The sequence below is a fragment of the Ruegeria sp. BC2 genome (assembly GCF_056539245.1).
Genome location: NZ_JBQFUQ010000004.1, coordinates 364,782 through 378,063, shown reverse-complemented (window position 1 = coordinate 378,063; position 13,282 = coordinate 364,782). Strand labels below are relative to the sequence as shown.

Genomic DNA, 13,282 nt, shown 5'->3' with positions numbered 1-13,282 from the left:
CCGGTCTCTCCCAGGCGTCTCAACCGTCTTTCCAGTCCGTCAGGCCGTCACTCCGACCAACCAACACCGCCTCAGCAGCGCCGGTGAAGGGCGTTCTAAGGATAACTACAAATCACCGCAAGCAGAAAATGACAAACTGCCGAACTTTTTTGCTTATTTTATTTTTATCAATATTTGTCAGTTACTTAGATAACATCCGACTAGCTCCGCCCTTGGGAATTTCACCCTCGGAGATCAAGCTCGACCCGCTGGATTCAAAGTCCGAACCCACCAGACCACTATATATAGCGAAAGCGCCCTGACACCACCACAAGAACACTCGACTCGCGCCCCATGAGTCGACTCACTCTGCACCCGAATTGCGGCTCGGAACGCACAAGCGTTGAAGCGCCGAACACAGCGTTTTGCGCCGCCCCCATGCTTTTGCCGTCCAATGGGCAATTGGCCTCCGACCGGACCGATGGACCGCCGCATTCAAGGCTCAAAAAAAAGGCCGCGAAATCCATTCGCGGCCAGCAACGATCCAGGAGAGAATGTCGGACCTTATGATGGCCCGATCATGAAACAGGTGACATTGCGCGCCTTCAGGCGGCGACAGGCCAGATCCGCCTGCTCGCGGGTCATGCCCTGGAAGGTCGCGTCGAACCCGCGCGAACTCTGGTTCACTTTGCGCAAAGTGCCTTCCAGTGTCGTCATTTCCGACAAAGCCGTTTTCAGCAAAACCTTCTCGGCCTCGTAGCGGGTGGTGTAGCGCCCGACATTGACGCCCCAAAGATGCCCGCCCGACGTGGACAGACGGGTAACGACCTCCTGCTCGGGCTCGGCCACGACTTCTGCCGGTTCGGTCGATGCAAGCACAAGGTTCTCGGGGCGCAGGGCCGGGCGCGTGTCGGCGTTTTCGACCGGAGGCGCCGTCGGCGCGATATCCGCTGCGGCGATCGCTGCGGCGATGCCGTCTTGAATACGTGCACCGTTCTTGGCTGCGGTTTCAGCCACGGCGCCGGCAACCTGGATGGCAACGCCAGCCCCGGGTCGCATCACAGGCCGAAGGCTCCGCTGTGGCGCGCGGACCGCACTGGCCAATTGGGTGGCTCCACCCAGCCCAGTATTCCCGGCATATGCCGGACGGGCAGGTTTGCGGATCGGAGTCCGAGACGGGGCGCGCCGGAATCCCATGTCCAGCAACTCGGCCACCTTGGCGTTGCGCGAAGTGCTGGATTTGCCGCCGAACACGGTTGCGATGATCCGTTTGTCACCACGCTTGGCCGAAGCAACAAGGTTGAAGCCCGCAGCGCGCGTGTACCCGGTTTTGATGCCGTCGGCGCCCCGGTAGGCTGCCAGCAGCCGCCGGTTGGTGTTCGGAACAGTCTTGATGCCCGCATGTGTCGATTGGCGTGAAAACAGGTTGTAATACTCAGGATAGTCATAAAGCAGGTGCCGCCCCAGCGTGGTCATGTCACGCGCAGTCGAAAGATGGCCCGCTTCGGTCAGCCCGTGTGCGTTCTTGAAGGTTGTGCGGCTCATGCCCATGGCCTTGGCTGTGCGGGTCATGCGCCGCGCAAAGGCGGCCTCGGATCCGCTGAGAGCGATGCCGATCGCGGTCGCGGCGTCATTGGCCGATTTCACAGCGGCCGCGCGGATGAGATAACGGAACGCGATGGTCTGGCCCGCCCGCAGGCCCAGCTTGGAGGGCGGCTCGGCCGCCGCGGCCTTGGTGATCCGCACCTGGGTGTCCAGCGTGATCTCACCGTTCCGCACCGCTTCGAAGGCGATATAGAGGGTCATCATCTTGGTGAGAGAAGCAGGGTGCAGCCTGGTATCGGCGTTGCGGGAGTGCAGAACCTCACCGGTTCTGGCGTCAATGACCATTGCCGCATAAGGAGCCGCAAGCGCCTGAGTCGCCAGGACCAGCGCCATCCATACCACTGTGACTACGAGCAAGCCCGCCCGCGCCGGAACTATCCGCCGAATCTGCACGATCTTTGCCTCTGTCTGCCTCGCGCCGCCGAGTTTTCCCGGTCAGCCTTTTTGATTATTTGTTCGAGGCTAACACACAGCACTGTTGAAATAAACCGAAAGCTGAAAAATCCGCGGCAGCGGCTCCGCTCGGTGGCGTCTAGATGTTGCGGCCCAACGGATGGCCGCCACCAAAACGGCGAAGATGTCAAAAAGTTGGCGCGGCTTCGTCGTAAAAGTTTGAAACTGGGGCCAATCTGTCACAGGTCAGGAAATCTGCCGGACCAGATCAGGAAGATCTCCCAAATCGCGGATCTCCCGGAAACGGGGATGGCTTGTCGGGATCTCGGCCTGCTCGATCTCCCACACCAGACCGTGCGGTACGTGCACGCCCCAGCACCCCGCCTGGATCGGCGCGACCACATCCGACCGCATCGAATTGCCGACCATCATGGCACCGGCAGGTGACTGCCCCATCCGCCGAAAGACTTCGCGGTAGGTGTCGGGCGTCTTTTCCGACACGATTTCGACCGCGTCGAACAGTTCACCCAATCCCGATTGGGCCAGTTTGCGCTCTTGATCAATGAGATCACCCTTGGTGATCAGAACAATGCGATGGGTGCCTGCGATTGTCTCGACCGTCTCCCGCGCGTGAGGCAACAGCTCGATCGGGTGGGACAGCATCTCCTGCCCGGCTTCGATCAATTCGCGGATGACCCTGGCCGGTACTCTGTCCTCCGTTACCTCGATTGCTGTTTCGATCATCGACAGGACGAAACCCTTGATGCCGTACCCATAGTGGCGGATGTTGCGCTTCTCGGCCGCCAACAACCGCTCCATCAGATGGTCACGGTCCGCATGATCCGCCAGCAGCGCAGCGAAATGCGCCTGGGTCAACTGAAAGAAACGCTCGTTGTACCACAGGGTATCGTCAGCGTCGAAAGCGACGATGGTCAGGTTTTCATCCATTTCGAATCCGCCCGGTTGCTCTTTCCTCTGGGTGGGTCGACGTTATATAAGTCCTGAAACGACCCGAAGTGTGAATCGGAAAATCTCGCGACATGATTGAAGCCCGTTGGATGATGGCTGGCAAATCGGAAGACGATGGCGACACGTCAATCCTTGTTCAGACCAAGCCCAAGACCAAACGACCGCCCTTGTATAAGGTGCTGCTGTTGAACGACGACTACACGCCCATGGAATTCGTGGTGCATGTGCTCGAGCGGTTCTTCGGGATGTCCCATGCGCAGGCATTCGAAATCATGTTGACCGTGCACAAGAAAGGTGTGGCCGTGGTCGGCGTATTCAGCCACGAGATTGCCGAGACCAAGGTTGGGCAGGTGATGGATTTCGCTCGTCGGCACCAACACCCGCTTCAATGCACCATGGAGAAAGAGGAGTAAGGCCGCGACGCGCGCCTCTGCCCCCTTTAACCCGCTCTGATGTCCTCACGATTGTCTCTCGCCCTCGACTCGGGCCTGACCCTGTCGGAACCTCTGTCGGTCGTTGGACCGACGCCGGATCATGACTTGTCGGCGCTGTCGAACGGCGTCGAGGTTGTTCAGCCTTTCAAACCGTTCCACGACCATTTCCGGGACCGCGGCTTTGCAGCTGTGCCCGAAACCGACAGCGTCTGCGAAGACGTGGTTCTGTTTTTGCCCCGCGCCAAAGCGCAGGCACGCGCCATGATCCATCATGCGTGCAGGCGGGCCTCGGGAACGGTTGTCGTTGATGGTGCCAAGACAGATGGCGTGGACAGCTTGCTGAAGGACATTCGCAAGCGGGTCGAGATCGAGGGCCCCATCGCCAAGGCGCATGGCAAGATCTTCTGGTTCAAGGCCGAACCCAACGCATTTGCAGACTGGGCCCCGCCCACAGGACAGATGGCGGATGGCTTCCAAACCGCGCCCGGGGTGTTTTCGGCCGACGGGGTCGATCCTGCTTCGGGACTGTTGCGCCAGACCCTTCCACTAAAGCTTGGACCTCGGGTCGCCGATCTGGGTGCCGGATGGGGCTATTTGTCCGCCGGGCTGCTGCAGGATGACACTGTGCGCACGCTGCACCTAGTCGAAGCCGACCATACAGCCCTGACATGCGCCCGGACCAACGTGCCCGACCCAAGGGCACAGCTCCACTGGGCAGATGCGGTGACGTGGTCTGCGCCAGAACCCGTGGACACCGTTGTCATGAACCCGCCGTTTCACACGTCGCGCAGCGCCGATCCCGACCTGGGGCGTGGGTTCATCACCGCCGCCGCGCGCAACCTGTCCCGCTCGGGCCACTTGTGGATGGTCGCCAACCGCCATCTCCCCTATGAAACGACTTTGACTGACGCGTTTGCGCGGGTCGAGGAAATTGCAGGCGACAACCGGTTCAAGGTATTCCACGCCTCTCGCCCTCGGCGGTGAAGCCGATTAACCTGCGCCGCGACTCAGGAGGAAACACATGTCCTTTTCCATAGCCGGCAAGACCGCCATCGTTACCGGAGGCGCCAACGGCATCGGCCTTGCCATCGGCCGTCACTTTGCCGATGCGGGCGCCAACGTGATGTTCGCCGACATGGACGAGAAACGTCTGGCAGAAGAACTGGGCGAACAGGCCGACGACAGCAACGTCCGCTACTTCGCCGGTGATCTGCGCGAAAAGCTGACGATCGCCAACCTCCTTTCGGCCACTCTGGATGCATTCGATCAGGTCGATATTCTGGTCAACGGGGCCAGACAGGTCATCCCGACGGATCCGCTGGACCTGGAAGACGACTCGGTTCGCACCCTTCTGAACCAGAACCTGATGCCCGCCCTGCGGCTGAGCCAGCTTGTGGCCAAGCGGATGATCAAACAATCCGAGGATCAGGAAGAGGGACCGAATGGTTCGATCATCAACCTGTCCTCGATCGCCGGTCAGCGCGCGCATCCAGGCCTTTTGGCCTATTCGGTTTCCAGCGCCGCGCAGGACCAGTTGACCCGGTCCCTAGCAGTGGCGCTTGCGCCTCATCGGATCCGCGTGAACTCGATTGCGTTGGGGTCGGTCATGAGCGCATCACTGCAGGCCACCCTGAAAGACAATCGGGACTATCGGCGGGACATTGAGGATCATACCCCACTGGCCCGCATTGCCGCCCCGGCCGAGCTGGCCGAAACGGCACAATACCTTGCCTCGGACGCGGCTGCGTTCATTACCGGGCAAGTCCTGACAATCGACGGTGGACGGACCCTTCTGGACCCGGTTGCCGCTCCCGCGCATTGAGCCTGACGATGTTTGAAACGGAAAAATCCACCGCCTCGGCCTGGTTTCGCCAGTTGCGCGACGAAATCGTCACGGCCTTTGAGGCTTTGGAAGACAGCCACCACGTGGGGCCGATTTCCGATGCCCCCGCCGGACGGTTCGAAGTCAAGGAAACTCGACGCCAGTCCGAGGACGGCTCGGACGCGGGCGGTGGGCTGATGTCGGTCATGCGCGGTGGCCGCGTGTTCGAGAAGGTCGGCGTCAATGTCTCGACCGTCTACGGCACGCTCGGCGAACGGGCACAACTGGCGATGGCCGCGCGCAAGGGCATCCCCGGTATGGCCGACGATCCGCGTTTCTGGGCCTCGGGCATCAGCCTTGTGGCGCATATGCAAAACCCGCATGTCCCGGCCGTTCACATGAACACCCGCATGTTCTGGACGCCCCATGCCTGGTGGTTCGGCGGCGGATCCGACCTGAACCCCTGCATCGAATACCCCGAGGACACGGCGCATTTCCACGCCACGCAGAAGGCGCTTCTGGACCCGCACGGGCCGGGGCACTATCCGCGCCTCAAGGAGTGGGCCGACGAGTATTTCTATATCCCGCACCGCAAGCGCGCGCGGGGCGTCGGCGGGATCTTCATGGATGATTACTGCACCGGCGACTGGCAGGCGGATTTCGCGCTGACCCAGGACATTGGCCGCGCTTTCCTGCCGGCCTTTCTGCCGCTGGTCGAAAAGCGACGCGTGCAGCCCTTTACCGAAGCGGACAAAGACAGCCAGCTGGTGCACCGCGGGCTCTATGCCGAATACAATCTGGTCTATGACCGGGGCACGAAATTCGGGCTGGAAACCGGGCATGACCCAGACGCAGTGCTGATGAGCCTGCCGCCGCTGGCCAAGTGGGTCTGAGACGTCAGAACCCGAAATCCATGAAGTTGTCGTAGCAGTAGTTCTGCGCCGAGGACGCTGACATGTTCTCGCCCACCCGCTTGACGGTGATTGAATAGCCGGGGGTGGTATCCACGCCCGGCGGCGGCTTCAACGAGAATTGCACGGTTCGGACACCCGGCTCGTAAGCCCTCCAGATGTAAATCCGTTGCGAACCGGGGACACCCAACTGCCGAATGGCGAAATCGCCGATCCCGCACCAGTAGTTGACAGGGGCTGACGACCCGATTGCCTTGACCTCGTACACACCGTCTCCGACGGATCTTATCTCGGTGCGGTAGGTCGGGCGGACGCCGATGCCAAACCCGACAGCTTGTGCGGCAATTGGAGCCAACAGTGTTGCAGACAGAACCACGGCTGAAATCGAATGCTTCATCAAAACTATCCGCCAAAAAACCAAGTTGCTCCAATCATAGGCCGCATGTCCATTGAGTAAAGCCAAACCCGGTTACCTTTGGAAACAGGCCGCGCCCACACGCCCTCTCAGCTTCGGAGGCGACAGAAAACAAATACCATTTCAAGACTTTGCCCGATATACTGCCGATGTCCCAAGGGGTTGAGGTCGGGTTTGAGCAGAAAATTTCCAAAGGACTGGTTTGATATCGCTCCCGAGAAATACGCCGATTTCGGCGCGCTCTTCTACCTTGCCGGGCTGACCAAAACCCACCAGCAGCGCAGCCTCGCCCAGGTTCTGTACGCATTCGAAACGCCTTTGCGGCTGGGGCAGTATCACATCTTTCGCCAAAACGGATTCCCGCGCGGTTTCGTGACCTTTGCCGGGCTCAGCCCTGAAGCGGAATACCGATATGCGGTGCAGGAAAAGCCGCTGATGGATACCGACTTCACCAGCGGCTCATCTTTCTGGATCGTCGACTTGGTCGCACCTTTCGGACAGACCAACCAGATGGTCGAGATTCTGAAACGCGAGATTCCGCACCCGAGGGTACGCACGAACCGCATGGACAGCGACATGACCCGAAACCGGATTGTCGAATGGACCCGGGATGAGGCCGGCAAGGTCCACATGAAGCTGTACCGGAAAAAAGAGTTCTCGCAGCTTCTGAAAGAACAGGGTGGTTGACCCGGCCAACTAAGACTTGGCGACCCGTCCACCGACATCCTGCGGTGCCAGCGCTACGGTCTTGACGACCGCGTGGCACGGTTTGCCGGGCTGCAACGCCAGGGCATCGACCGACCGGCGCGTCACACGGGCCAGCAAGGTGCCCGCCGGTGTTCGGACCGAAACGATCGCCCCCGGCCCTTCGCCCGCGCGCACGGTCTCGACGGTGCCCTGCAGGACGTTCAGCGCCGACAGGCCCTCGGGCTTTCGGTCCGACAGTATGACTTCCTGGGCGGGGATGCGGATCCGCAGCGCGTCGCCAACCGAATGCGGGATGCGCGGCAGGAACAGTCGGACACCGTTTGCCGCCAGTTCCGTCAGGCCGTCTTCGTGATGCGCGGCCACACTGACCTCAAGCACCGCACCCACGGCCCGCACACCTGTCGGCGCAACCGAGGGATCCGCCAGCACTTCGGAGGCCGGTCCCTGCCGCAGCACCTTGCCGTCCTGCAACGCTACGACTGACGTGGCAAGGCGGGCCACTTCGGCTGCAGAATGCGTAACATAGAGGATCGGCACCGAGACCTCGTCTCTCAATCGCTCGAAATAGGGCAGGATCTCGGCCTTTCGGGCTTCGTCCAGCGCAGCGAGAGGTTCATCGGCCAGGATCAACCGCGGACTTGCCAGCAGAGCACGGCCAATGGCGACACGCTGCTTTTCACCGCCCGACAGGTGGGCGGGGCGACGGTCCAGCAGGTGGCCGATGCCCAGCATCTCTATCACGTGATCGGGGTTTTCACGGCGCGCGTCCCGGGGAGCAAACCACCGGCCATAAGACAGGTTCTGGCGCACGGTCAGGTGCGGGAACAAGCGGCCTTCCTGGAAAATATACCCCAGCCGGCGGCGATGCGGCGGCAGCCAATGGCCGTGCTCGGTATCGAACAGCACCCAATCATCCACCGCGACCCGCCCGGCTTGAGGGCGCAGCAAACCGGCCACGGCATCCACAATGGTGGTTTTGCCCGACCCCGATCGTCCGAACAGAACCGTCACACCCCGCGGTGCCTGGAACAGGATGTCCAGGTCAATGCCCGGCAGGCGGTGTCTTATCTGCACGGACAGGCTCATGTTCCCGCCACCCGGGCCGCTGCGCGACGCCCCACATATTCCGACAGAAGCAGCGCCCCCATGGCGATGACGATCGAGATGATGACCAGCCGCATCGCGGCGCTCTCACCGCCCGGCACCTGAAGGAAGGCATAAACGGCCGACGGCAGAGTCTGGGTCTGGCCGGGAATGTTCGACACGAAGGTGATCGTGGCTCCGAACTCGCCCATCGCCTTTGCGAAGGCAAGGATTGCCCCTGCGATGATCCCCGGCAAAATCATAGGCAAAGTCACGGTGACAAAGACAAAAGGTTGCGATGCCCCAAGCGTCGCTCCGGCCTGTTCCAGTTTTGGATCAACCGCCTCGATCGACAGGCGGATTGCCCGAACCATCAGCGGAAATGCCATGATCCCGGCGGCCAGTGCGGCTCCGGTCCAGCGGAAAGCCATAACGACGCCCAGATCAGCCAGCACCCGACCAACCGGGGCTTGTACGTTGAAGGTCAGCAACAACAGATAACCGGTCACGACCGGTGGCAGGATAAGCGGCAGATGCACCAGACCGTTCAGCACTTGTCGGCCGGGAAACCTCCAGCGGGCCAGTGCGTAGGCCACGAATATCCCAAGTGGCAGCGAAACGATCGTCGCCCAGAAAGAGACGCGCAGTGACAGTCGCAACGCTTCGATCTCGGCGGGGCTCAGCCAAACCATGGCGCTATCCGTGCGGCAGGGTGAAACCCTGCGCCTTGAATATGCCGGTCGCCGGTTCGCTCTGCAGGTAGTCGAGGAAGACCTGCGCCTCAATCCGTGCAGTCGAGGTCAGGGCTGCGGGATAGACGATCACCGGGTGCGTGCCTTCAGGGAAAACTCCGACCACATCCACCCGGGCCTCGGCCTGCGCATCGGATCGGTAGACAACACCCATTGGTGCCGCGCCGCTTGCGACAAGCGCCAACGCCGCGCGCACGTTGTCGGCCTGAGCCACCTGATCCTGAACATCGTCCCACAGGTCCAGGGCAGTCAACGCGGCCTTGCCGTAGATTCCGGCGGGAACCGCATCAACGAGGGCCATCGCCAGATAGCCGCCTTTCAAATGTCCGCTCAGATCGAAGTTCGGCGTAAGCGCCTGTTCGCTCGCCTGCCCTGCGCGAGCAATCAGCACCAGCCCGTTGCCCACAAGATCGACCCGCGACGCCGGGTCGATATCTCCGTTACTCTCAAGAACATCCATCCAGGCGGTATTGGCCGAAATAAACAGATCGGCCGGCGCGCCCAGCTGAATCTGCCGGGCCAAAACGGAAGAGGCTGCGAAGGAAACCGTAACCTGTTGACCGGTCGCGGCCTCGAATTCCGGAGCGATCTGGTCCAGCGCGGACTTGAGGCTGGCCGCTGCGAACACCAGGACCTCAGCCGCCGCAACCCGAACCGGGGCAACCAACGCACCGCAAACGGCGGCAACCGCAACAAGACGGCGGCATGTGTCGAACTGCATCCCCGGCTCTCCTGTTCGGACGGTCGCACTGCTGTTGGAATATCGGAGGCAGCGGCCCGCAGGCAAGGTGTATTCCCGCCGGCGTGCCATGCAGAGTCCGGAATCAATTGGTCTTTCCGGCGTCGAAAGAGTAAGCCCGGACAAAAAGGCGGCATCCCAAACCCGCAATCTGTCGCAAACGAAATTGATGTCGCGCACTCGCAAGACGAGTCTGGGCATGAACCAAACAGGAAGTACACCATGCTGCACCAAACCCCGGGATTGATCGACACCGTTCGCGCGCGGTTTGCCCATGTGGACAGCTGCCCCTTTCAGGGTCCCCGCATCTTTTTCGAAAATGCCGGCGGCGCACTGACCTTGAACTCGGTGGTCGAAACCTCGGCCCGTTTTGCTGCCATCCCGGACAATCAGGGGCGGGACAATCCCGCCGGTCACGCGTTGGTCGACATCATCAAACGTGCCAAGGCCGATCTTGCCGTGTTTATGAATGCGCCTTCGGGGCAGTTCTTCGTGGGTGAAAGCGGAACAGAGCTGCTGTTCCGCATGATCCGCACGGCCTGCGTGAATGCGCCCAAAGGTGCAAAGGTGATCGGCAGCTCGATCGAACATCCCGCCAGCCGCAGCGCCGCGCGCCGCTGGGCGGGCATTGCCGGGTTGGACTATGTAAACGTGCCGCATGACGACGCGACAGGTCTGGTTACCGCCGCAGATTATGCCGCCCACATGACACCGGACGTCGCGGTCGCCACGATCCTGCACGCTTCGCCGGTTACGGGAATGGGAATGGACGTGGCTGAAATCTCGCGCGCGATCCGGGCGGTGTCGCCGGATTGTTTCATCATCGTCGACGGCATCCAGCACGCAGCACACGGACAGTTGGACATCGACAGTTACGGAGTCGATGGATACGCGATTTCACCCTACAAAGTGTTTTCCCGGCATGGCTACGGCATTGCCTGGATATCCGACCGGCTGACCGCCCTGCCCCATGACCAACTGATTGACGCGCCCGCTGATGGTTGGGAATTCGGCACGCGCGATACCGGCGCCTACGCCACGATGTCCGACGTGGTTGCCTATTTCGACTGGCTGGGCGGCCAGGTGTCGGATGCCCCTGACCAACGCACCAGAATCGAGGCCGCCGGCCAGGCGATTCATGCCTATGAGACCCATCTGACCAACGCGATGATCAACGGCGTGGGCAACCTGCCCGGCCTGCGCGATATGGATCACGTCGCGATTCTGGCCGGAGAAGACAACCCCGCCCGCGAAGGACTGGTGTCGATCGTGGTCCGCGACATGCCCTCGACCGACGTGGTCTCGCGCCTGAACGCGCAAGGCATCCGAACCCACACCCGCAAGGCCGACCATTACAGCGGGAACGTGCTGAACCCGTTGGGCTTGTCCGATTGCATCCGGATTTCGCTGTGCCACTACAACACCGAGCACGAGGTTGCGCATTTGTTGACGGCATTGAAGGACATGAATCCCTGAGACACACGGCCACCGGCGCAGAAATTCTGAAAGACCCTCTTGCGCCGGCCCACCAGCTTGGCTAAATCCCTCCTCACGGGTGATTAGCTCAGTTGGTAGAGCGCTTCGTTTACACCGAAGATGTCGGGAGTTCGAGTCTCTCATCACCCACCACGTCGTCCAGCTTCAATGATGGTTTTGTCGCACGAAGCTGCCAAGAAAAGGTGTCGAAAGAGGCACTTGCAGAAGTCTAAAACCGATTGCACATTCCCTGTCCATAAATTAGGCGTAAGTCCATGGCTAAGATGCGACTTTTTCTCTCTTTTGTGGCTTCTCTGTGCGTCTTCATTGTGCTTTTGCCGTTTTCTCTTGCTGACGAAGGCACAATCGTTGAAGCCGGCGTTCTCATCGACGATGCATTTATTTATGCGGTTATCGCCGAAAATATTGCCTCCGGCTTAGGCGCGACTTTTGATGGCATTCATCAAACCAATGGTTATCAACCGCTTTGGATGCTACTGATTGTGATCGCAAAAACTATTGCACCGTCGCTAGAGATAATTTCTGTACAAATATGGCTTAGTGTTGCGCTTTACTCTGCAGGCTATGGGTTGCTCGTTTGGTGGTTTGTGGAGGAATTGTCGCTTCCAAAACTACTAGGGCTTGGATTTTTACTTTCGTTTAGCGTGCTTAACTCAAGTTTTTTTAGGCCGATATTTCTAGGGCTTGAGACACCGCTATTGTTCTCACTTATACCAATTTGGTTAATTTATGCTCGACAGCTTGTCGCTAGAAAAGATAACGCTAGCCACATTTTTGCTTTAGCAATAACATCCTGTGGAATATTTCTAACGCGAACGGATATGTTCTGGGTTGTACCTGTTACGGCGCTGGTTGTTCTTTACTTACACCGCGCGTCATTCAGAACAGCCTGTTTTTTTCTGCCTTGCCTGTCAATTGTCCTGACGTACCTTTTGTATAACCTGCACTATTTTGGCTCCCTCATTCCAATTTCAGGCCGGGTCAAAAAATTTTATATGAATCTCCAATACCCTACGTGGGAGAGCTATTGGGCTTCCGATCAGTGGCAGGGTCTTTTTAGTATGACCGACAAAGTCTGGAATATGTCGTTCTACGTTACTCTTCTTTTTTTGGCCGTTACCTTCATGCCGCTTCTTTCTCGGAAATTTAGAGCATTTTTTCCTAAGGAGTTTATAGTATTTTCCATTATTATCCTTCTGCACTTATTGTACCTGCAGTTCATACACAGAGAAGTGCGGCCTTACACAAGCTACTACTTCCTACCGGAAATCATTTTCATATTGGTTTCTGTCTCATTTCTATTTCAGAGGTTCGCGGGGATTTTCTTTGAAAGGATGGGGTTCATTAAGGCTGTCAACCTTCGCTATACAGGCGCTATATTGGCAACAACTGCGATTGCGTGGGCCTTTCTTCAGCCAAGCTATAAACTTAAACCATCAGAAAGCTGGCGTGATCGGCTGGCCGTAGCTCAAGCTGCATCCGCCTTGCTCCAACCAAATGATCTTGCTGGTGCTTTCTGGCCTGGATTGATTGCCTACACAATGCCGCAGACTGTTGTTCCGTTGGACGGGATTGCGGCTTCGCCACAGTATTTCGAAAGCTTTGTGAAGACGGGATCTGAGCTTGAGCGAGCAGATGAATTGGGGGTCAACTATTTGATTGTCGAAATTCCCGATAATTTCAGCATACTGCAGCCAATTGACAGTGTTCCGCGTTGGTCACAGATTTACCTTTCCCGACTGAGCAATAGTGAAGACTTCCATTTTGAAGAGGTGCATACGGAAGGAAACTGGAAACTGTTGCGCATGAACAAAAAATAGATACTAATCACAAATGTGATAGTTCTTAGCGTTGAGGAGTTGTGTGCCCGACTTGCACATACCGGCTGTAGGCTTGTGGTGCGATTGAGTTTTCAACAAGATACATGATGCTATGGTGGAAAGAGCGTAGCGGGAGTGCGAAATGGAACACTGGA

General features: G+C 59.0%; 14 protein-coding genes and 1 tRNA gene. 9 read left to right on the top strand and 6 right to left on the bottom strand.

Annotation, left to right across the window (positions count from 1 at the left end; genetic code table 11):
- The coding region (locus ACR0CU_RS16990; RefSeq protein ID WP_480643496.1) for a hypothetical protein at window positions 1-193 on the top strand (193 nt) is incomplete at its 5' end.
- A gap of 350 nt (window positions 194-543) precedes the next feature.
- Here the strand turns inward: ACR0CU_RS16990 and ACR0CU_RS16985 are convergent.
- Window positions 544-1,917: a D-alanyl-D-alanine carboxypeptidase family protein gene (locus ACR0CU_RS16985; RefSeq protein ID WP_170448320.1), complete on the bottom strand. Its 1,374-nt coding sequence runs from the start codon at window positions 1,915-1,917 to the stop codon at window positions 544-546.
- 306 nt (window positions 1,918-2,223) lie between these two features.
- The gene (locus tag ACR0CU_RS16980; RefSeq protein WP_170448322.1) at window positions 2,224-2,925 is read right to left on the bottom strand and encodes an HAD family hydrolase; all 702 of its coding nucleotides are present in this window, start codon (window positions 2,923-2,925) and stop codon (window positions 2,224-2,226) included.
- Between the two features lie 92 nt (window positions 2,926-3,017).
- On the opposite strand from ACR0CU_RS16980, the gene clpS reads away from it, so the two are divergent.
- Genes clpS through hemF form a run of 4 tightly spaced genes read left to right on the top strand, consistent with a single transcriptional unit; the run spans window position 3,018 to window position 6,095 of the window.
- Window positions 3,018-3,359: an ATP-dependent Clp protease adapter ClpS gene (gene clpS / locus ACR0CU_RS16975; RefSeq protein ID WP_170342017.1), complete on the top strand. Its 342-nt coding sequence runs from the start codon at window positions 3,018-3,020 to the stop codon at window positions 3,357-3,359.
- Window positions 3,360-3,398: 39 nt separating this feature from the next.
- The gene (locus ACR0CU_RS16970; RefSeq protein ID WP_170448324.1) at window positions 3,399-4,364 is read left to right on the top strand and encodes a class I SAM-dependent methyltransferase; all 966 of its coding nucleotides are present in this window, start codon (window positions 3,399-3,401) and stop codon (window positions 4,362-4,364) included.
- A gap of 37 nt (window positions 4,365-4,401) precedes the next feature.
- The gene (locus ACR0CU_RS16965; RefSeq protein ID WP_170343228.1) at window positions 4,402-5,202 is read left to right on the top strand and encodes an SDR family NAD(P)-dependent oxidoreductase; all 801 of its coding nucleotides are present in this window, start codon (window positions 4,402-4,404) and stop codon (window positions 5,200-5,202) included.
- Window positions 5,203-5,210: 8 nt separating this feature from the next.
- A complete protein-coding gene (hemF, locus tag ACR0CU_RS16960) occupies window positions 5,211-6,095 on the top strand; it encodes an oxygen-dependent coproporphyrinogen oxidase (RefSeq protein ID WP_170448326.1) in 885 nt (294 codons plus the stop codon).
- Between the two features lie 4 nt (window positions 6,096-6,099).
- Here hemF and ACR0CU_RS16955 read toward each other — a convergent pair whose 3' ends face one another.
- Window positions 6,100-6,510, bottom strand: a complete 411-nt coding sequence (locus ACR0CU_RS16955; protein WP_170448328.1) for a hypothetical protein — start codon at window positions 6,508-6,510, stop codon at window positions 6,100-6,102.
- A 192-nt stretch (window positions 6,511-6,702) separates the two neighbouring features.
- Here ACR0CU_RS16955 and ACR0CU_RS16950 point away from each other — a divergent pair, with 192 nt between their 5' ends.
- A complete protein-coding gene (locus ACR0CU_RS16950) occupies window positions 6,703-7,215 on the top strand; it encodes a toxin-activating lysine-acyltransferase (RefSeq protein WP_170448330.1) in 513 nt (170 codons plus the stop codon).
- A 9-nt stretch (window positions 7,216-7,224) separates the two neighbouring features.
- Here ACR0CU_RS16950 and modC read toward each other — a convergent pair whose 3' ends face one another.
- From modC to modA, 3 genes are read right to left on the bottom strand one after another with little or no spacing between them, the layout of a single operon-like run.
- Window positions 7,225-8,322, bottom strand: coding sequence for a molybdenum ABC transporter ATP-binding protein (gene modC, locus ACR0CU_RS16945; RefSeq protein WP_170448332.1), 1,098 nt, complete (start codon window positions 8,320-8,322; stop codon window positions 7,225-7,227).
- Window positions 8,319-9,011, bottom strand: coding sequence for a molybdate ABC transporter permease subunit (gene modB, locus ACR0CU_RS16940; protein ID WP_170448334.1), 693 nt, complete (start codon window positions 9,009-9,011; stop codon window positions 8,319-8,321). Before modB ends, modC begins: the two co-directional genes overlap by 4 nt.
- Before the next feature lie 4 nt (window positions 9,012-9,015).
- Window positions 9,016-9,792: a molybdate ABC transporter substrate-binding protein gene (gene modA, locus ACR0CU_RS16935; protein WP_170448337.1), complete on the bottom strand. Its 777-nt coding sequence runs from the start codon at window positions 9,790-9,792 to the stop codon at window positions 9,016-9,018.
- A gap of 240 nt (window positions 9,793-10,032) precedes the next feature.
- Between modA and ACR0CU_RS16930 the strand changes: the two genes are divergently transcribed.
- From ACR0CU_RS16930 to ACR0CU_RS16920, 3 genes are all read left to right on the top strand, one after another.
- The gene (locus ACR0CU_RS16930) at window positions 10,033-11,286 is read left to right on the top strand and encodes an aminotransferase class V-fold PLP-dependent enzyme (RefSeq protein WP_170448339.1); all 1,254 of its coding nucleotides are present in this window, start codon (window positions 10,033-10,035) and stop codon (window positions 11,284-11,286) included.
- Window positions 11,287-11,363: 77 nt separating this feature from the next.
- Window positions 11,364-11,439 (top strand) — tRNA-Val (locus ACR0CU_RS16925).
- A gap of 122 nt (window positions 11,440-11,561) precedes the next feature.
- Window positions 11,562-13,127, top strand: coding sequence for a hypothetical protein (locus ACR0CU_RS16920; RefSeq protein WP_480643491.1), 1,566 nt, complete (start codon window positions 11,562-11,564; stop codon window positions 13,125-13,127).
- Window positions 13,128-13,282: the final 155 nt, after the last annotated feature.